This is a genomic window from Agrobacterium sp. OT33 (genome assembly GCF_017313365.1).
Classification (GTDB): Bacteria; Pseudomonadota; Alphaproteobacteria; order Rhizobiales; family Rhizobiaceae; genus Agrobacterium; species Agrobacterium rhizogenes_A.
The window spans coordinates 169,521-188,377 of record NZ_JAFLMZ010000012.1; the positions used below are offsets into that span (position 1 = coordinate 169,521).

An 18,857-nucleotide genomic window follows, 5' to 3' on the forward strand; every position below is an offset into this window, starting at 1 on the left:
CGTCGGAATGGACGACAGGTGCCACACAGATATCGTCGCGGCTCGACACCGCCTTATGGCTACCGCAGGCCACCAGCCTGCCGCCTTGAAGCGGAAGCAGGTTCGGCGCATGGCGGCGGGGCAAGATTGGGGGCGTGGTCTCCGATGCCGGCGGAGACCGGGTGGATGAACTGCGTGTCGCCTGCCAGCCCGTCCGATCCCGGCACCCCGCCGATCAACGCGGCGGAAGAGCTGGAAATCCGGCGCCGTTCCGGAAAAACGGCGGCCATGGCCGGCCTGGGGCGGCATCGGGGAGGGAAGGAGAGAAACCCGTCTGCCGGCCCGCAGGCCTCAGGGCTGTCGCAGGGACACGCCTTTCATGCGGTCAGACGGAAATGGGTGGTGCGCGCGGCGCGGCGCTCATCAGAAGAACTGATGGCCTGAATGCGGCCGTATCCGCCACGAAACCTTCACCGGTCTCGATGAGGAGCGGCCTGCCGGTCATATCGGTGGGCTGCGGCAGCAGGATGCCGGCCACGATCCGGCAAACCTCGCAGACGGGAACAATTGCGTGCCGGTCGGGGTGGGACTGGCCATCGTCGTGATCGAAAGTGTGGCAAATATCCGGCAGGCTGCCGTCCGGCAGCATGTGGGCGGAGATTTCAGTCCCGGCGAAACCGGCTTCGGTTACCGGCGCGCGATGGGCGAAACCGATGGCGAACAGGGCAAGCGCGCACAGAATGCGCATCCCCTTCTGCCATGTCGTCGCCTTTGCGATCATTGCCGGAATCCCCGCCCGAACAGCCTCTGAAACTTGCCTTGCATCGCCACCCTGCCAATTCACCCGCGATGGACAGTTTACCGCAGCGCGGATCGTGAGACGGCGTGGGAACAATGTGCGGGAGCGCGCGTCCCCCGTCTGTGCGCCAGATCAAACAGCGCGTGTTTCGGCGATGCGGGATCACCGGAGACTTTGCGGTCTCCTCGCCCGTCTGGTGAGGAGGCGTTCCTTTGCCTCGCGGGTTCCTTCAGTGTCGGATACCGCGTCATCGCGGATTCTCGATCGCCTCAGTGATCAGTCGAATTCGCTCGCGAGCGCCATGGCGGTATATGTCGATCTTCATGCTCGCCGGTAGGGAGAGATGCATCAGGGCCCAGCTGGTCACCGCCTCGGGTTCATCGAGGGCGGCGAAGCGTTCTTCTTCGAATGCCGACGGTTTTTCCTGCGCTGTCCGGATCGCCTTCACGACCAATGCCCTGAATGTTTCAACCTCGGCGGCGCTGGCTTGCATGTCGGGCCTGGCGATCAAATCGAAAGCCACCTGTCCATCGGCGGATGTGGCTTTCGCCATCACCGGCGTTTCAGGCGAAAATTCGATCCACCCGCCTCGCTTCGGCATGAACGATGCGCCATTGATCCGGGCCAACACGCCAACCGGTTGATGCGCGAACGTCAGGACCCGAAACGCCCCCATCGCTTCGCGATAGCTCTCGTAATCGGCCTCGGTGGTTTCCAGCCGGTAGGTTTGGCCGGGAACCACGTCGTCGCCGGTCGCTGCCAGTCCGGGTAGCGAGCGGGTGCCCGGTTCGGCACTCTGCCACAGTCCGAAACCGGCATCCTGCGATCCGCCGGGCTTTGCCTGCCAGTCAGGCGCCTGCCGCAGATCCGGCAGGTTTTCAGCAATCGCGATCCCGGCAATATCGGCGACAGGACTGAAGCTGACCACATAGTCGGGAAGGTGCTTTGGAGCGCCGGGGCGCGATCTGGCGATTGCCCGCACATCGACACGATAGGAGCCGTTCGGCAGGGAAAACCACCGGTCGGGAAAATCGGCGGGATCGTCCATCTTTTCCTCGCCGGGCAGCCCGTCGGTATTGTCGAGATAAACCTGGCCGTGCCTGACAATCAGCGGATAGCTCCAGTGCGCGCCGGCAAATTTGACCTCGGTGGCGGTCGGCTGGCCCATGGTCAGCCTGATCAGGAAACCACCATCCGACCCCGTTCCAAAACCGACGAGACGTCCGGCGGCGGACTCTTTCCTGTATGCGAAACTATAGGCGTACCAGGCGATAGGATCCGCCGCCCGGTGGGCAAGATCGTCCGGATGGAAAATGAGGAAACCGGCGACATCGGTGCCGATCTCGACCGTGCGATCGGCCGCCGCGGCGGGCGGCGCGACGAACAACAGCGATGCAATGGCGTGGATCAGTTTGCGCATGACGGTCTCCCTGCATTTATATCGGCATCTGTCCGGCGAGGTCCTGAGCGCCGGTCGAGATATATGCGTGTCCGGACCGCAACGGGTGCGGCGCATGAGGCGAAAGGCCATTTCAATTCTCATGATGTAACAGCCGCAGGTTTCATCGAACAGCCTTGCAGGCTAATCTATTGACGCAATGGTGCCGGGCGTTTCAGCGGCAATGCGCGTCCGGGGCCGTTTTGCGTCGTTTGATCCTTGTCGCCGCGTTTACTTATGAGGCTGTTCGGACCACGAAAAAATCATCAAGGATGGCGAACCGGGGCGGAAGAAATGAAAGCAGAGCGTGTAAATCCCCTTCGTTACCTGGGGGTGATGACCGTTGGCGGCATTTGCGCCGCATTCGTGGATTTCGCAGTCGCTGTGGCCATGCCGGTGGACATGACGGTTGACCGCCTTCTCGATATCTGCGAAGCGCCCACGCTGCAGGCGGTGCTGGTCAAGGGTGAGGAACTTGGCTGGCCGCGTATGACCGACGCGGAAACCGAGGAGTGGCGCCGTCATTTCGTCGCCTATAATGGCGGTTCGGTTGAGGTCGTGGGCTGGCGCGACGAAGCCGAGTCGTTGTCTTTCTGGATTGCCACTGGTCCGAACGGACACAAGGCATGCGCATATTCCACGGCAAGGCCCGCCGGTTTTCGGGATGCCTTGTCGAAGCGGCTTGGCGCACCGGATAATCTCGACAAGAATGACGCGATAGAAAGCACGATGGCCCGGTGGACGCGAAGCCCGATCGAATATTCATTTGTTCAGGTGGGCGCGTCCGCCATCATCAATATTACTTCGGATGGCGGAGCGGGTCGTTGAAGAGACGGCGCAGGCTTCAGACGATCAGCCCTCTCAAGGGCTTGATGGCCTCCGAGCCCGGGAACACCGCCCTGTCAAGCATTGCGCTGCTCGCGCCGAGATGATCGATCGCCAGTCCCTTGATGATCGCCCTCAGATCGGTTGTGGGCGCAAGGTCGCGCCCGTCACGCAGTTGCGGCACCTTCAGGCCCGGCCAGTCGGCGATCACTCTGCCGCCGCGTATGCTGCCGCCCGCGAGAAAGGCGGTCGTCGCCGTTCCGTGGTCGGTGCCCTCCGTGCCGTTGATGCGCGCTGTCCGGCCGAATTCGGTAGCGACGAGGATCGCCGTGTCCTTCCATACCGGCCCCAGCTCCTGTTCAAAGGCGGCGAGTGCATTGTCGAGCCCGAGAAGAAGCTTCGACAGCCGATCGACTTCCTGCGCGTGCGTATCCCACCCTTCGAAGGCGAGGGCTGCGACACGCGGCCCTTCCGGGTGGGCGATCAACCGCGCCGCGCCACGCGCCATCTGTTCCATGCCGGCAGGGTCACCCGGTCCTCCGGTGGCCTTGATGTTAACGCCGGAAGCGATCTTGCCGGTCTGGATTCCTTCCGCGAGCAGGCTCGCCAGCATGGGGTCCGTCTGTCCGTAGAGATCGGCGAGGCGCGGCGCGAGATCGCCATCCGCGGGTTTGAGAATGGCGGGTGACCAGCCGAGGATCGGCGCCTTGCCGCGAATGACCAGCGGCGCGCTGGCGCCAACGGCAAGGCCGCGCAGGCCGCCGCCGGAAGCAGGGTTGATGGTTTCACCGGCCGGCATTTGCTCAAGCAGCCGGTTCAGCCAGCCGGTCTCCACATGACCGGGCGTTGGAAATCCGGATTCGAGGACGTCCTGCCCGTCGAAATGCGAACGGTCGCGATATCCCGTCGCGCTGGCATGCACGATCGCTGCCTCGCCTTTTCTGTAAAGTCTCTGGAAGTTGCGAAGAGACGGGTGCAGGGCAAAAAAGCCGTCCAGTTCGAGCGCCGGATTGTCGCCTTCCGTCCGAAGGGCAATCTGCTGGCGCAGCGCTTCATAATCGGGGTCGCCGATGGGTGGCGCCGCCGTCAGTCCGTCAAGTGCGCCACGCAGGATAATGGTGACGAAACGCGGGTCGCGCCCGCCGGCCGCATAGGCAAAGCGTGGCATGAAAGCCCAGGCGAACAGGGCGCCGCTCGCGCCGAGAACCGCGCGGCGGGTTGGGGAAAGATGTTCACACAGCATGGTCAACGCCTCTGGAATTCGGGTGAAAGGAATGCGATCGTCAGTCCCTGCGCTTTGGTCTGCGCACGCTGGACGGCCTGCCTGGTTTCTTCGGACAAAAGTGGTCCCATCCGGTCTGCCATGAAACTGCGGGGGTCGACCGCATCGGATATCTGATGGGCAAAAAGACTGGCGGCATCGATGCGGGTCGCCAGCCCTTCGGACGATCCCCAGCCGGCGGTCACATCGGGAAAGCCGTTCGGCCCGGATGGATTCCACAGCGGCTGCCCCAGAGCCTTGAGCACCGACAGGATTTGCTCGGGTTTCGGCGTGATCCCGCTGGAGCGGATCATGGCCACCACAAAGTCCAGCGGCGGCCTGAGCTTGGTAAGGGCCGGGCTCCAGGACTGCTCGTCATCGATCATCGCCAGATAGGTGGCGGAAAGATCGCCATGGCTTTTGGTATAGGCGGCGGCCACCTTCGCCACCAGTTCCGGAGGCGGCTGGTCGCTCACGAAATATCGCACCAGCTTGTAGGCAAGGTGACGCGCTGTTGCCGGATGCCGGGCAAGATCACGCAATGCCGCGCGTCCCTGCTGTTCGCCGTTGTCGCCATAGGTGATGCCCAGCAGCGTCTGGTCGCCCGGCTCGTGATTGTTGTCGTTGAAATAGAAGCGGCCCATCGGACCGGGATGTTTTTTATCGCGATAGACACCCCAGCCGGTAATGATCCGGGCCAGCGAAGTCACGTCCGCCTGAGTGTAGCCGGCATCCACGCCAAGCGTATGAAGCTCCATGATTTCGCGCGCCAGATTTTCGTTGAGGCCGCGCTTGCCGTTCCTGTTGGCCCTCGAGTTCGGTCCGACCGATTGCTGGTTGTCGAGAAAGAACAGCATTGCCGGATGGGTCTCGACCGCGATGAGCATCTCTTCGAAATTTCCGAAGAGATGCGGGCGAATTGCCTCCCGTTCGAAGGCGCCGGCCAGCATGTGGACATCGCCTCCCTTGCTGATCGCCACCGCGAAATGATTGGCCCAGAACATTGCCAACCGTTCGCCAAAACCGATCAGCGGCTGATGTATCGTGCCGTTGAAGCGGGCATCCGTCTCCGCAAGCAGGATCTGCTGGGGAAGATACGGTCTTTTCGAAGCGGGGGTCTCCGGTTTCGCCCCGGCCTGCATGCCCGGGTTGGACGGCATGTCCGCCTTGTCCATCGTATTTGCGGCCGCCGCCATTGCCTGCGATGACTGCCCCATGGATTTTTCAGTCTGCCCGGCTTCGCCGCCATTGGTCGAGGCTGTAACCACAGCCGGTCTTTCCCTTTCCGCCTTCACCTGCCGGTTATAATCGGCAAGTGCCGCAAGCAGGTCGGCGCTGGAGTGCAATCGGGCATTCACCGGCACGGGCGTGGCGCGTTCGGTGATTTCCAGACGCAGGAGATCGCGCGGGGCGTCGCTGATAGCGGCTATATCGCCTTCCCGTGCTCCAAGGCCAAAACGCCAGAGCGCCAGCGCTGCATCCGCATTCCGGGAGTTTGATACTTCTCTGGAATTTGACATGGCCGATACGAACTCCGTTTCGTTATCGACCCTTGAACGGCGGGCTGGCCGGAATTCTGTCGGTTTTCAAATGTGATTATTTCGTGGCAGGCTTCGGCGCCTCGCGGGCAAGCAGTCCCTCAGCCAGCTTGCGGCGAGCATCAAGGGAAAGCGTGCGTGAGAACTCCACCGCCTGCAGTTCCGTTGCCGTGCGCACGGCATATTCGGCCTTGCGGGCACGTTCCAGCGCGGCCGAAAGCGCGGCGGCATCGAAGTTCTCGGCACCCATCAGCGATGCGGCCTCGATGCGGGCCTGGCGTGCCTCAAGCGAGGTTTCCCGCATGGTCTTGCGTGCATCGCTGAGGCTGCGTTGAAACGCTTCCTTCTCGGCTTCCGGCAATTGCTCTCCTGCGAGCGGCATGCGTGATATTGCGGCAGCGGTGTCGTTTTTCAGGTACACGTAACCCGCTCCGGCGAAAGCACAGACAAGAAACGTGTTTACGCTCAGAAGAATGATCGCCAGCCAGCGGAAGTTCTGTTCGCTCATTTCCCATCCTCGGCTATTTCGCTTTCACTCTGCAAATTTCCGAAAGCTGTTAACGTATCGCCCAGCGTCAGCGCCGGTGGCGGAGAAAGATTGACGACAGCGAGTGCGCCGGTCAGCGCGCCTGCGAGACTGATGCCGATCATACCGGCGCCCAGTCCGTATCTGACGAGACGTTTACGTCGTGTGGTCCGGGAGCTTGCCTGCGCCAGGATACGTGCATGAAGGCGGGCGGAAGGGTCCGGCAAGCGGTAGGAGGATAATGCGGCATCGAGCCCCGTCGCCCCCAGGATCATGCGCCGGCCTTCTTCCGTCTGTGCAAACCCCGTTGCTTGCTCCCGATGTTCCTGCGGCCAGCGTTTGGGATCGGCGCCATAGGCCGACACAAGGTTGAAAAAAAGCTGCCTGTCCATGGGCGTTCCACTCGTTCCGCTCATTCTTCGTGCCTCTTCAATATCGTGTGGAGCGCCCGGCGTCCGCGTGCGAGAAGGCTCTCAAGCGCATCCACGCTGATATGCATGACTTCGGCGGCCTCACGGTTCGACATCTCCTGGTAGTAGACCAGAATAATCGCCTCCCGCTGCCGGGCCGATATGGCTTGCAGCGCATGCGCGACGATATTGCCGTCGCTGCCGGCAAGGGCGGCCGAGCCATCCGGCAATGGACCCGTATCGATCTGTTCGGGCGGTTCCGAAACCGGTATTTCCCTGCGTTTTCGCAGCCTGTCATAGCAAAGATTGAGTGCGACGCGGTGGATCCACGTATCGAACTTCGCGCGGTCTCTCTGCCAGCTCCCGGCCTGCTTCCATATTCGCAGGAACGTCTCCTGCGCGATATCTTCCGCTTCCGCCTGGTCGCCCAGCATACGGGTTGCAAGTGCCATGATCCGCGGCAGTTTGGCCGTTACCAGCGCCTGCATCGCGCGGCTGCCACCCGCCGCGACCTCCATAAGCAAATCTGCGTCCGGATCGTCTACCATTTATCAGGCTTTGCCTTCGTAACATCCTGTCTGGCAGGGGCGATCTTGAGGTAACGTGACAAACGGTTCAACGGTCGTGTCCGGTTTCTTTCCATTTTAACGCAGGCATATGCGAAAATCCGTCGCTGTTTTTTACTGGCTGCCAAACATATTTGTCTTTTAAGGCATCCTCTCGCGTACCCGCGTTTATGATTTGAAGCGGCAGCGGCTTGGCCTTCGAAGCTTTTTGCGGTAATCAGACCTGATGATAAAAGCCTCGAGTATCACCTGCATCTAGCTCCCGCCGCAGCGCGAGGAGCATCGAGCGAGAAGCCGGCCGGCTTCACGCTTGGCGTCGGCTTGCCTGAAGGCAGGCGAATGCGAACACATGCAGTGAGATTACCTCAATGGAAAATTATTTCGAAAGCCCCTTTCGGGGCATCACGCTCGACAGGCAGGTAAAGAACCCGAACCTCGTCGTCGGTAAATACAGCTATTATTCCGGCTATTATCACGGCCACAGCTTTGAAGATTGCGCCCGTTACCTGCTGCCGGATGAAGGCGCGGACAAGCTGGTGATCGGAAGCTTCTGCTCCATTGGCTCGGGCGCCGCCTTCATCATGGCGGGCAATCAGGGCCATCGGAACGAGTGGATCAGCACCTTCCCGTTCTTCTTCATGCCGGAAGTGCCGGAATTCGAGGGAGCAGAGAATGGCTATCTGCCGGCGGGCGACACCGTCATCGGCAATGATGTCTGGATAGGTTCGGAAGCGATCATCATGCCCGGCATCAAGATCGGCGATGGCGCCGTCATCGGGACCCGGGCGCTGGTGACGAAGGATGTCGAACCCTACACCATCGTCGGTGGCAACCCCGCCAGAACCATCCGCAAGCGGTTTGATGACGATGACATCGCACGCCTGCTGGAGATGAAATGGTGGGAATGGCCGGCAGAAAGGCTCAAGGCCGCAATGCCGCTCATGACCAGCGGCAATGTCCCTGAGCTGTATCGGTTCTGGCAATCCGGCACTCTGTAACGGTGAAACTGCTGGCCCGTCCGATCAGGGCGGGCCAGCAGCGCGACGGATCGGCCAGCCGCCCGAAACCGCGTGCACGGGGCCGGAATCCGGTGCCGGCAGGGATTTATCCGTGCCCAGATACACACCATCACCATGCCATCCTCCATGTCCTGGAATATTGATACGGTGAAGTGACCGCTCAGGCAGAAATCCACATTGTAAGACAACGTTTCGCGTTTGAGACCATGAAGGGAGCAGAGGAAGTCTGATTCACGGCACGGGTTAAGATGGGAGGAGCCAGATCGCATCCGAGGCTCCCGGGTACCAGTGGAGGCGTAATTGCAAATGGGAGCAACTCGCTACTTGCGGCTTCCGGAATCCGCTGCGAGGAGATTGGCGGAGGCTGTCTCGAGGCGCCCGACATTCCCTCCGGTCATTGACGATCTCAATGCAGCTTACAGGGCTTGGCTGATCAAGGGGTATGACGTAACGATATCTGCCATGGCCCCGGAAATATCAGGCGAATCCAGACGTTCCTGCCGAAGTGTGCGATGATCCATTCTGTCGTCGGGTACAATATCAAGGAACAGCGGCACGGCGAAACCTGATCGTTGTGCCAGCTTATGAAACCGTTCCAAAATCCTTCGCACACCCGGATTGGAGGCAGGCGATCTGCGGGGGCGGCGCGCGTCTCGACGATCCTGTTTAACGGACGCCTGCGCTCCACCTCACAAGTTGCCGAGTGACGAAACGAAATAGCTAACGGCTGCTGCTGCCACCAAGGCCAGAAGGAAACTGCCGATGACGATCGGCGACAATTGACGGGCTGTCAACCGCATACCCCAGCGACCGCCGATGAGACCTATGGCGACCAGATTGATCAGGGAGTAGACAAGAGGTTGCCGGAGGTTTGTCAACTCTCCGATAGCGAACTGTATGATCGAGGCAGCTGCCGCAAGGAGCGCGCCCTTCCGGAACGGCGTTTTCGACAGGTGCGCGCCAGGCCCGCCTCCAGCGACACCGCCCACTAAACCGGCAGTCAGGATCATATAGTCATTCATTGAAATTCCCAAAACCTGCGATGCAATGTTGAGGATGCCGTGCCCGTTGCCACGAGCCCGATATCACAGTCATGGGACGAGGATATGCCGCCGTTTCGCGGCAAAGCTAGCCGCAGGTTTTGGCGATCTGCTTGAGTTCGACCGCGGGCTCCAGCATCGTACCGTCCTCCTTGCCGAGGAAGCGGTAGGTGCCGCGCCACAGGCCCTCCGCCACTTGCGAGATCCGCAGGCGATGATCGCCGTCCTTGCATGTGGCGTCATAGGCAAGGTCGCCCATGTCGGTGAAATCCAGATCGCATTGGGCGGCCTGCGCTTTCGGTAAAACCGGGTTCATGTGGCTCTTTACGGCCGCCGCGTCGTAACAGACCTGAAACACCTGCTCATCGTTCTTCAGTTCCGGTGTCGGCACCGGGGTGAATATCCTGACCTGCCACAGGCCGGGGGGAAGGCCGCCATCCTCGGCGAAAGCGGGTGCCGAGATCAGGAGGATTGCGGTCGCGAGGCAGGATCGCATCATGATTGTGGCTCGTCTCATTGGCATTCTCCAATCCGCTTGACGACGACATCCGTCGTCGGTTGCGGCATGTCGTTGTCGCCCTCGTAGACTTCGTTGTAGGAGATTTGACCGCTGAAGCTTTCGCCGCCGTTCTCCGGCTGAAGATACAGGCCCCAGGATGTCCCGATGCCGCCGTGGTCGCATTGCGCGTTCATCTGCACACCGCTCTCATAAAAGCGGACTTTGTCGATCAAGACGCATTTGACACCCGAAGGCTTGGGCATGAGCGGCAGCGTTTCGGCGGTCATCTCGCCCGTGACGCAGATGTCGCGCGAGGTTTCCACGACCTTCATCTCGGTATCGGTGCGTTGCAGCGTTTTCCAGGTGAAACGCCAGAGACCGCCCCATTCCGGCCGCTCCACCGGCGCCGCCTCGGCACGCGAGCCTCCGTCGTTCCGTGGTGAGGAAATATCCGCCGTCTCCAGCGCCAACCGGCGGGAGAACCACGCCCCCAATATGTTGAAGTCGTTGAATGTGAGGTGATAGGGCTTGAGTACCTCATCCTGCTGCGCCAGAGCCGTGCCCGCGACGGAAGCTTTGCGGCCGTAATAGACCTGGATTTCCCGGAATTTTTCCTCCGGCATCGGTTCGGTTTCCCGGAGCGCCGCCTGATTGAGCACGGACGCTGCGACATCCCGGCCGAATGCCGCATAGGTGCCCTGTGCCGTCTCGGCGAAGTAGGCGCCGTACATCTCTATCATCGCGAAGGTGGGGTCCTGCTTCATCCGCTCGCCAAAGGCTGTGCCCGCGGCTTCGAAACTGCCTTTGTCCGTCCCGAATTTGCTGAAGATCGCCCCGTGATCTCCATCGGGATCGAGAAACATGGCGTAAACGATATGGCCATAGGTCCGGAAATCCAGACCGTTGACGGGTTCGAGCATTTTCTTATCGAAACCTTCGCGGCTGGCGGCGATTGCCGGCAATGAGGTCGGCGAAGGATTTTCAATCGCCGTCGCTTGCGCCCATCCGGACGATGGCATCGAGATGGCAACCATGAGCGCCAGCATCGCAAAACCGGCAAACGATAGACGTGGCATGGTGTTATTCCTCATTGAAGAGTACGAAGGATGGGGAAGAGCACAAAAGATGGGAGAAAGACTTCCTGCCTGCGGTTTCACTTTTGCAGCGCTCGATCGGTGTGCTTCGCATGTCTACCTCAGGCCCCGTTCTGCTCATCGATTCCTGCCAGACCCGTTCCGATGAATCAAGGCGGTTGTGCTTCCCGCCGCACATCGTAATGACAGCCCAGGACAAAGCCGCCTTTGTGTGCTGAGCTTGGCGTGTGCAACGCAATGCAAAAGTCGGCTGTGGGGCAAACTGTTCAAGCCGGAATCCGGGCGGAGAGGCGCGCGCGACGCCAGACAACAGAATGCGAAAGGCAGTCGTCGAGGAGAGCCATGGCCCCAAGGGAGCTGTTTCCCTTGCTGCTCGGCGATTTGGGTCGAGGGCCGGATCGTGCCAATTGTCGAGATTGCGACTGACGCAAAAAACTCCATTCTCTATGAATCAAATTCCCCCTCCACCGTGAACAAATTATCAGCCATGAAGTCCACGAAGACACGAATCTTCGGTGACAGATATCGGCTCGTTGGCCAAAGAACACGGAAGATACCCGCCTCTGCCGTGAAGCCGTCGAGTATCGATACCAGCTTGCCCTCTTGTATCTGTTGAGCCACTGCGAAATGGGGCAAGCAGGTTATGCCAAAACCGTTCTCGGCAAGGTGGATGAGCGGTTCAAGTGTGCTGGCCACCGTCGTTGCTGGCAGCGTGATACGCAGGTCCTTGCCGTCTCTGGCCAGCGGCCATGGCTCCAGTTTGCCCGAATTGGCGTAGCGGTGATGCATGCAGCGGTGATGTCGCAGGTCTTCCGGCGCCAGCGGCACGCCTTCTTTTTCCAGATATCCGGGCGAGGCGACTATCCGATGCCTGAAGGAGCCAAGTTTGCGGCTCATCAGCCGCGTGTCACGCATGTCACCGGTGCGGACAACGGCATCGAAACCTTCTTCGATCACGTCAACCAGGCGGTCGGTGAAATCGAGGTCCAGGGTGATTTCGGGGTAAGCCTTCATGAACGCCGATATCGCCGGCATCAGCAGCATTCCTGTCAGCGGAAAACTCACGCGCAAGAGGCCATGAGGCTTGCTGCGGGACCGTGAAAGCTGCGCCTGTGCCATATCCAGTTCAGACAGAATACGTCGACAGGTATCGAGAAAAAAGCTGCCTTCCTCCGTCAGCGTCATGCTGCGCGTCGAGCGATGGAAAAGGCGCACCCCCATCTCCTGCTCAAGACGCGCGATTGCCTTGCCAACCGCAGAACTGGAGAGACCCAGTCGCTGAGAGGCCGCGACAAAGCTGCCGCCTTCTGCCGCCTGAACGAAAATACCCAGCGTACCAAGCTTGTCCATGTCCATCCCTATTAAGGAATAATTTTCCGCTCTTATCGGAATACCAGACCATTTATCGCGTATCGCGCAGCCGATATCCAGCCTGTCACGGCAGCCAATGCCGATTTTCATCAGAGGAAGACACATGGATACGAAGTTCGCCGCCGGATTTGCCGCCTCTCCGGAGCCAACCACTTTTATCGTCAACGTCATTCATGCCCATCCGGGCAAGCAGGATGAAGCGTTTCAAATCATTCAGGACGTGGTCCACTACGTGGCGGAGAGAAAGCCGGAGTTTCTCTGGAGCAATCTCGCCAAAAGCACTGACGGGCTGACCGTGGTCAACATTGAAGCCATTCAGGGTGCAGGCAACGTAGACGAGTTCTTTTCCGATCCGGTTTTCGTTGAAAAATTCCGTAAGCTGGACACTGTCTCAACCAGCGAATTCCATACATATAGCGTCGGCGATCTGGTTTTGCCCAAACTCGGACAGACGGGTTGAGCGCCATGGCCCATTCGACCCCGGACGGCCGCAATGCGAGTGAAAGGGTGGACGATGCTCGCTTGCCGATGTCGGCCCTGCTTGCCCTTGCCATGGCTGGTTTCATCACCATCCTGACAGAGGCCCTGCCAGCGGGGCTTCTCCCGCAAATGAGCACGGAGCTGGGCGTCAGCCCCTCCGTTGCCGGCCAACTCATTACGGTATACGCCATCGGCTCGCTGGTGGCGGCCATTCCGCTGACCGCGGCTACCCAGCATTTCCCGCGCAAGCCGCTTCTCCTTTGCGCCATCGCGGGTTTCGCGGTGGTCAACACCATGACGGCGATCACCGGAAGCTTCACTATCATGCTCCTGGCACGTTTCTTTGCAGGGGTTTGCGCGGGGCTGCTGTGGGCGATGATCGCCGGATATGCAGCGCGCATGGTTTCAGACCAGCAAAAAGGGCGTGCCATCGCGGTTGCGATGGTGGGTACGCCACTGGCCTTGTCTCTGGGTATTCCGGCGGGAACCCTGATAGGGTCTGTCATCGGATGGCGAAGTACATTTTTGCTGATGACCGCGCTCACCGCGGTTCTGATAGGGTGGGTCCGGGTAAAGGTGCCCGGCTATCCAGGCACGACGGTCAATGAGCGGTCTTCCATCAGGGGCACTTTGGCAATCGGTGGAATCAAATCGGTGCTGATGGTTACCCTGCTGTTCGTCCTCGCCCACAATATTCTTTATACCTATATCGCCCCACTTGTGGTTCCTGCGGGGTTAGACAGAAAACTCGACGTTGTTCTGCTGATGTTTGGGTTAACGGCAATCGCAGGGATCGGTATTGTCGGTTATCTGGTTGGCCGGTGGCTGCGAGCGCTGGTACTTGCAAGCATCATGCTGTTCGCAGCGGCCGCATTCATGCTCGGCATCGGCGGCGAGGTACCCGCGCTGTTCTGGCTGGCAACGGGCGTGTGGGGATTGGCGTTCGGAGGTGCCGCCACCCTGTTTCAGACGGCAGCCGCCAATACCTCGGGGCAGGCTTCTGATGTAGCGCAGTCCATGATCGTCACAGCCTGGAATTTGGCGATTGCGGGTGGAGGCATCGTCGGTGGCCTGTTGCTCGAACACGTCGGCACCGGCTGGCTCTCCTGGTCGGTTCTGGCATTGTTGTTGCTGGCCTATGGCATCGCTTTTTTGGCAAAAGACAGGGCCTTTCCGCCAAACCACCCAGCTTTGTGATGTCTGCTTCGGGCCGAAAATTGACATTCACGAACGTTTTGAAGGATGGCTGCTATTGGCGCTTTTGCGTTATGGAGCCATTCGACCCGCTGCGACCATAAGGTAACGGTCATCCACTGCTCTGTAGCTTCCGAGAGCTACCGACGCAGCGCGGCAGCCAGAATCAATATGCGAATGGGCAGCGTTCCGCGCATCGCCTTTCCGCATCGAGGATGTCCACATGATCAGATTGAGCTGGGCCGGATAGTCAATGAGCGAAAGCAGGATGCGGACATGGCGGTCTGCTGCCATGTCCGCCCGTCCCCACACCGATAATCACTCTTCAAAGCCGCTCTGCTCGTGCGAGACCGCCTTGCAGGTCCCACTGTCCTTCTCGCCAACCATGCGCTTGTCACGAATGACGGAACCCTTGGCGATGTCGATCTCCCATGCCACCGATCCTTCATTCAGGCTCGCTTTCCCGCCGGCAAAGGTGCCTTTTTCCATTCTCTGACTTCCAGAAGCCGGGACATAGACGCCAAATGTCCCGGCGGCTTCGTCGAGCACGAAATTGAACACCTGAGGGGTTCCCTTCGAAGTTGCGAATTCACAGCTGAGATATGTCGGCGCGGCAAAGGCGACAGAGCTCGAAAAAAGCAGGGCAGCAGCGGCAAATCCGGTTCCCGTAATGACGTTCAATTCCTGATCCTCATTTGTATTTTCTCGTTAGACTAGAAAATATTTCAGCCGGTCGGCAAAGTAAACGATATAGCGATCTGACTCCTGTGGCGCTCACGATCGACCAAGGGCACGCGTTGCCGGCAAGCCGTGATGAATATTGACAATATATGCTACGATTTTCATAATCGAGGAGACCGAAAGGAAAACGCCATGGCGTCAGGAAGCATTCACGTCAAAGTCAGCGGTGCGCTGCAAGACCATATCCAGCAGCAGATTGGTGATGACGGTCTTTATGAGAATGCGAGCGAATATATTCGAGCGCTTATTCGGCGTGACCTGCAAACCCGCGACGAGGCATGGGATGCGTTGCAAAAGGAACTGGCTCCCGCAATGCGCGCGGATGATAGCGAGTTTAGAGCCGTCTCTGCTGATGATGTAATCGGCCGAAACAAGCGTCGCTAGTTATGGCAGCTTATCGCTTTTATGCGCCTGCCGATGCCGCACAGGACAAAATCTGGCGCGATACCGTGGATGTCTGGGGCGAAATGCAGGCCGAGACCTATATACGTGGTCTGCACGCGCATTTGCAGCGCCTCTGCGACAACCACCTGCTTTGGCGGCGTCTTCCCCAAAGACTTGCCGTTCCCGGTGACCTCAAGAGTGAGGCTTATTTCAGCCGTTATGAGCATCATTACCTGTTTTTCCGAGAGCTTGATAACGGTGACTTGGGTGTGATGAGTATTCTGCACGAGCGGATGGATATGGCCGTACGCTTGAGAGAAGATCTCACGGCGCTCGATGCCAGAGGCATTATCCAAACTGACTAGAACGGGTGCTTGAGCCTTTCTGCTTATGCTGACTGTCCGGTTGAAATGGAGGTAGTTCAGTCCGGACCTGACAAAGGGGTGGTGGCCAGCAACCAAACGCCGGACTGTGCTCCGGCGTTTTTACTTATGTCGTCCTATATTGTGAGATATAGAGAGGATAATTTAGGCGAATATGAAATTTTTGTTAAATTATTCTACTGTTATATTTTATATTATTTTATATTATTATTATTTAATGCTTGTGAATTTATTCAAATTTTGTTGATAAGGAGAATTTAGTAGTTTTTAATTTTGATTTTACTTCGTTTGTATTTTAAGTGTATCTGCCGTTCCGGTTGAGGTGGTGAAATTTCACTTGTCTTGTAGGTCGGCAGAATGATGAAGCGATAAATGCAGTTCCGCCAAAAGATGTAACGCGATGATGCCTAATAAGTTTTTCATGACGTAACACTGAGCATGAACCTCGGCATGGGGCCTGGGGTCATGCGTTGGACGACAGGCAGAATTTCTGCCGAAACAACGGAGACTGAGATGCCTTATTATTCCGGAGACAATAACGCGAACAATATTGACTACAGTAACAATACCTATGCCCCTTCGGCAGGTTGGCCTGCCTATCAGGCTTGGTGGCAACTCCTAGGCTTGGGAGGAGATGACCGTATTATAGGATCGCGCTGGAACGATTATATTGATGGAGGAGATGGCTCCGACGCGCTCTTTGGCTACACTGGGAACGACTCTCTGTATGGCCGTAACGGTAATGATTTCCTCTATGGTCACGATGGGGACGACAACCTCAATGGCGGCGCAGGCGACGACCTCTTACGAGGCCAAGGTAATAGTGACTGGTTGTCCGGCGATGACGGAAATGACACACTTGAAGGTGGTTCTGGGGATGATACGCTTATTGGCGGGATCGGTAACGACGTCAATCGAGGCGGGAGTGGAAATGATGTCATTCTTGAAGGCGCTGGAAACGACATTCTCAATGGCGGAACGGGTAACGACAGGCTTTGGGGCGGAGCTGGTAACGATCGCTACGAGTTCCTCGAGGGTGGCATTGATGTCGTCAACGACGGCGTAAATGAGGGAGGAAGTCCTCGTACTGGCGCCGTCTATGACACCCAAGATCGAATTGTTGTTTCCTATCTTTCGAACGAAATTGAGCTCATTCGTTTTCAGAATTCGAACGATCTGTGGATCACATCAACAACCGATTTTGCTGATGAAACCATAGATGCAGGGGTAAAGATTGAAGATTATTATCTCGGCGGTCACTACACAGTAGAATTTTTACAAACGGCCGATAGCATGACTTTCAATATCGCAAACTATGCTCCGACAGATAATTTTATTTAATTGAATATTTTAAGCTATGTATACGGGCGACGTACTACCCCGCCCGTATACATATGTAGATAAGCGATTTTAAGAATTTTATTGTCTCTGCGACAGAAAATCTTGTCTCTGCTGTTTGATTTTTTCTATATTTTCTAGAAGATTTTGAGTGTGATGATATATCGGATCTTGCTTCATGGCCTCGTAGTTCACGACGCGCTCGGTTTGATTTGTATTTGAAAGCGCACTGAACTGTAATTGTGTCAGGGCTGTATCCGCTTTTACAATGCTGCCGCCCAGAATCTTAGAGATTTGTTCGGCCCGAGCTTGTGCAAGGTTGGGGCCGTTTGTGCCATTCATGTCGCTTATTAGTAAGCTCATCAGACTCTTTCCAAGAGCTTCGTCGGTGGTTTCTACTCCACCTTGGTTATCGATTTTTGCAACAATTGTCCCGCTGACACTCACGGTCGCGTAGAGTTTTATGTCGGAATATTTTGACATATCAGGTATTTTTTCGTCGTCGCTATATTCACGTTCAAGGTAACTTCGATTCGCTTCTATAGCTCTTTCATCCGACTCGACGAAATTTCGATATTCTTGTTCTGATAGCTCTGCGATGTTAAGCGGCGTTGCATTTTCTAGACGTGTTGATGAAAAAAGAACCCCTTGGAAGTTGATCGATGCTCTGGAGGGTAGGCTGTCAACGCTTGGTTGGTGCGGGGATTTCTCCTCCGTACCATTGGTGGGCACTCCTTTAGGCGGCTGTTCGGTTGCTATGTCGGAGACATCCGATTTCGGGGTTGGGACGTGGCGGCTGGAGGTAGTATAATATGCTGTCGATTCAATCGTCGTCATAAAAATTCTCCCGTAGTTTCATGTGCAATATAAATATTGAAGCTTACGCCAATCTATTCTTTTAATTTCTGTGTATATTTGTTGCGTAAATTAATATATTTATCTTATTTGTTATTTGTATTATTTTTTTTCGCCAAAACGATATCTTCACTGCTGCCGGAGTACTGCAATAAGCCATTAGTTGGGCAGAAGTCTCTGCTAGTTTTCACGGGATGCCAGCTGACGCCGTTCCCCCTTACTTCCCTAGGTCTCTTTAGCTGTTGGGAAAGATTTTTATTCCCCGCTTATCCCCGCCTTCACTGTCTGATCTATACTGCTTTTGTTCCGTGATGAATCGGGAGACATTCGGGTTTGAAACGGAACCAGCGCTGGGTGTGAGAGAAGACGTCGTTCTCATATTTTGGGGTCTGGCTGAGAAAGTCTTTGGCAATGAACGAAGGAGAGGTGGATTGGGTTTGTGGTGGGCCCTTCTATTTCTTGGTGGATCATTGTCTGAAGGGCTGGCGTTGCCAGGCATGAATCGCTGATGCGGGGCACTGATAAGTGTCTTTATTTTCCATAGGTGGCAATTTTTAGTGCCCCGTTGAAATGCCCATCGAGCTGAAAGGCAGATGGGAAAACAGATGAAGCTCATAACACGGTCGCCACTGCGTCGCGTGACAGGAAAGGTGTGTTCAAAATGGGTCTTTATGAGATGTACGTCCTTGCTGCTCGTACAGACACAGCCCTGATGAGGCGAAGGGTGACGAAGATTATGAATCGTCGCCTCAAGCGGCAATATTTGTACAACCAGAGGGGGAATTTGAATTTGGAAACCGAGGCGAAGAGGGGATTCCACCTTCGACCTGGGAGGATACCATAAACATATATTTATACAGATATATAAGTAGAAACATATAAAATATATGTCGCGATGAGTTATATATAAATAGTTTATGGCGGGCGAGAATCCCTATGCGGAATTTACTTTTGGGACCTGCAATTTGCAGATTGCGGGACGGTGGCGCGTAAATATATGATTTTTATGTTGAAATTTTCTGTTTTATTGGAGAATGATTATGCGCGGAAACTATATGAGTGAAATGGATTTGATTGGAATGGAGGATGGGATTGAGCGGCGATCGATCATAATAAC

The 18,857-nt window shown here is 57.0% G+C and carries 21 protein-coding genes; 7 read left to right on the forward strand and 14 right to left on the reverse strand.

Annotated features, from left to right (window positions below; genetic code table 11):
* Nucleotides 1-59: 59 nt before the first annotated feature.
* The 3 genes from JZX88_RS24570 to JZX88_RS24580 form a co-directional block, all read right to left on the reverse strand.
* Nucleotides 60-269 (reverse strand): hypothetical protein, encoded by a 210-nt coding sequence (locus tag JZX88_RS24570; protein WP_206915031.1) that lies wholly within the window; start codon nucleotides 267-269, stop codon nucleotides 60-62.
* A gap of 95 nt (nucleotides 270-364) precedes the next feature.
* On the reverse strand, nucleotides 365-760 hold the full coding sequence (locus tag JZX88_RS24575) for a DUF2946 family protein (protein WP_174034948.1): 396 nt from the start codon (nucleotides 758-760) through the stop codon (nucleotides 365-367).
* A 265-nt stretch (nucleotides 761-1,025) separates the two neighbouring features.
* Nucleotides 1,026-2,198: a DUF6386 family protein gene (locus JZX88_RS24580; protein ID WP_206915032.1), complete on the reverse strand. Its 1,173-nt coding sequence runs from the start codon at nucleotides 2,196-2,198 to the stop codon at nucleotides 1,026-1,028.
* A 312-nt stretch (nucleotides 2,199-2,510) separates the two neighbouring features.
* Between JZX88_RS24580 and JZX88_RS24585 the strand changes: the two genes are divergently transcribed.
* Entirely contained in the window at nucleotides 2,511-3,044 is a 534-nt protein-coding gene (locus JZX88_RS24585) for a hypothetical protein (protein ID WP_206915033.1), read from the forward strand.
* A 16-nt stretch (nucleotides 3,045-3,060) separates the two neighbouring features.
* On the opposite strand, the gene JZX88_RS24590 is transcribed toward JZX88_RS24585, so the two are convergent.
* The 5 genes from JZX88_RS24590 to JZX88_RS24610 form a co-directional block, all read right to left on the reverse strand.
* Nucleotides 3,061-4,284: a DUF1501 domain-containing protein gene (locus tag JZX88_RS24590; protein WP_206915034.1), complete on the reverse strand. Its 1,224-nt coding sequence runs from the start codon at nucleotides 4,282-4,284 to the stop codon at nucleotides 3,061-3,063.
* A gap of 2 nt (nucleotides 4,285-4,286) precedes the next feature.
* Nucleotides 4,287-5,822 carry a DUF1800 family protein gene (locus JZX88_RS24595; RefSeq protein WP_206915035.1) on the reverse strand — a complete coding sequence of 512 codons (1,536 nt, stop codon included), beginning with the start codon at nucleotides 5,820-5,822 and terminating at the stop codon, nucleotides 4,287-4,289.
* A 76-nt stretch (nucleotides 5,823-5,898) separates the two neighbouring features.
* Nucleotides 5,899-6,348 carry a periplasmic heavy metal sensor gene (locus JZX88_RS24600; RefSeq protein WP_206915036.1) on the reverse strand — a complete coding sequence of 150 codons (450 nt, stop codon included), beginning with the start codon at nucleotides 6,346-6,348 and terminating at the stop codon, nucleotides 5,899-5,901.
* Complete coding sequence (locus JZX88_RS24605; protein ID WP_206915037.1) at nucleotides 6,345-6,782, reverse strand: hypothetical protein; 438 nt, start codon at nucleotides 6,780-6,782, stop codon at nucleotides 6,345-6,347. The genes JZX88_RS24600 and JZX88_RS24605 overlap by 4 nt, the downstream gene beginning before the upstream one ends.
* On the reverse strand, nucleotides 6,779-7,324 hold the full coding sequence (locus JZX88_RS24610) for an RNA polymerase sigma factor (RefSeq protein ID WP_110760568.1): 546 nt from the start codon (nucleotides 7,322-7,324) through the stop codon (nucleotides 6,779-6,781). The genes JZX88_RS24605 and JZX88_RS24610 overlap by 4 nt, the downstream gene beginning before the upstream one ends.
* A 386-nt stretch (nucleotides 7,325-7,710) precedes the next feature.
* Here JZX88_RS24610 and catB point away from each other — a divergent pair, with 386 nt between their 5' ends.
* Nucleotides 7,711-8,340, forward strand: a complete 630-nt coding sequence (gene catB / locus JZX88_RS24615) for a type B chloramphenicol O-acetyltransferase (protein ID WP_206915038.1) — start codon at nucleotides 7,711-7,713, stop codon at nucleotides 8,338-8,340.
* Nucleotides 8,341-9,050: 710 nt separating this feature from the next.
* Here catB and JZX88_RS24620 read toward each other — a convergent pair.
* From JZX88_RS24620 to JZX88_RS24635, 4 genes are all read right to left on the reverse strand, one after another.
* The gene (locus JZX88_RS24620; RefSeq protein WP_206915039.1) at nucleotides 9,051-9,383 is read right to left on the reverse strand and encodes a hypothetical protein; all 333 of its coding nucleotides are present in this window, start codon (nucleotides 9,381-9,383) and stop codon (nucleotides 9,051-9,053) included.
* A 106-nt stretch (nucleotides 9,384-9,489) separates the two neighbouring features.
* On the reverse strand, nucleotides 9,490-9,918 hold the full coding sequence (locus JZX88_RS24625; RefSeq protein WP_206915048.1) for a hypothetical protein: 429 nt from the start codon (nucleotides 9,916-9,918) through the stop codon (nucleotides 9,490-9,492).
* Nucleotides 9,915-10,976, reverse strand: a complete 1,062-nt coding sequence (locus JZX88_RS26230) for a hypothetical protein (RefSeq protein WP_246753546.1) — start codon at nucleotides 10,974-10,976, stop codon at nucleotides 9,915-9,917. The genes JZX88_RS24625 and JZX88_RS26230 overlap by 4 nt, the downstream gene beginning before the upstream one ends.
* Nucleotides 10,977-11,438: 462 nt before the next feature.
* Nucleotides 11,439-12,344: a LysR family transcriptional regulator gene (locus JZX88_RS24635; protein WP_206915045.1), complete on the reverse strand. Its 906-nt coding sequence runs from the start codon at nucleotides 12,342-12,344 to the stop codon at nucleotides 11,439-11,441.
* A gap of 124 nt (nucleotides 12,345-12,468) precedes the next feature.
* Between JZX88_RS24635 and JZX88_RS24640 the strand changes: the two genes are divergently transcribed.
* Together JZX88_RS24640 and JZX88_RS24645 are read left to right on the forward strand one after the other, a co-directional pair.
* Complete coding sequence (locus tag JZX88_RS24640) at nucleotides 12,469-12,825, forward strand: antibiotic biosynthesis monooxygenase (RefSeq protein ID WP_206915040.1); 357 nt, start codon at nucleotides 12,469-12,471, stop codon at nucleotides 12,823-12,825.
* 5 nt (nucleotides 12,826-12,830) lie between these two features.
* On the forward strand, nucleotides 12,831-14,042 hold the full coding sequence (locus tag JZX88_RS24645) for an MFS transporter (protein ID WP_246753547.1): 1,212 nt from the start codon (nucleotides 12,831-12,833) through the stop codon (nucleotides 14,040-14,042).
* A 315-nt stretch (nucleotides 14,043-14,357) separates the two neighbouring features.
* Here the strand turns inward: JZX88_RS24645 and JZX88_RS24650 are convergent, their stop codons facing one another.
* Nucleotides 14,358-14,600 carry a hypothetical protein gene (locus tag JZX88_RS24650; protein WP_206915049.1) on the reverse strand — a complete coding sequence of 81 codons (243 nt, stop codon included), beginning with the start codon at nucleotides 14,598-14,600 and terminating at the stop codon, nucleotides 14,358-14,360.
* A gap of 312 nt (nucleotides 14,601-14,912) precedes the next feature.
* Here JZX88_RS24650 and JZX88_RS24655 point away from each other — a divergent pair, with 312 nt between their 5' ends.
* From JZX88_RS24655 to JZX88_RS24665, 3 genes are all read left to right on the forward strand, one after another.
* Complete coding sequence (locus JZX88_RS24655) at nucleotides 14,913-15,164, forward strand: transcriptional regulator (RefSeq protein ID WP_206915047.1); 252 nt, start codon at nucleotides 14,913-14,915, stop codon at nucleotides 15,162-15,164.
* A gap of 2 nt (nucleotides 15,165-15,166) precedes the next feature.
* A complete protein-coding gene (locus tag JZX88_RS24660) occupies nucleotides 15,167-15,529 on the forward strand; it encodes a type II toxin-antitoxin system RelE/ParE family toxin (protein ID WP_174034956.1) in 363 nt (120 codons plus the stop codon).
* Between the two features lie 531 nt (nucleotides 15,530-16,060).
* On the forward strand, nucleotides 16,061-16,888 hold the full coding sequence (locus tag JZX88_RS24665; protein WP_206915041.1) for a calcium-binding protein: 828 nt from the start codon (nucleotides 16,061-16,063) through the stop codon (nucleotides 16,886-16,888).
* Nucleotides 16,889-16,966: 78 nt separating this feature from the next.
* Here the strand turns inward: JZX88_RS24665 and JZX88_RS24670 are convergent, their stop codons facing one another.
* Nucleotides 16,967-17,722: a hypothetical protein gene (locus tag JZX88_RS24670; RefSeq protein ID WP_174034957.1), complete on the reverse strand. Its 756-nt coding sequence runs from the start codon at nucleotides 17,720-17,722 to the stop codon at nucleotides 16,967-16,969.
* Nucleotides 17,723-18,857: the final 1,135 nt, after the last annotated feature.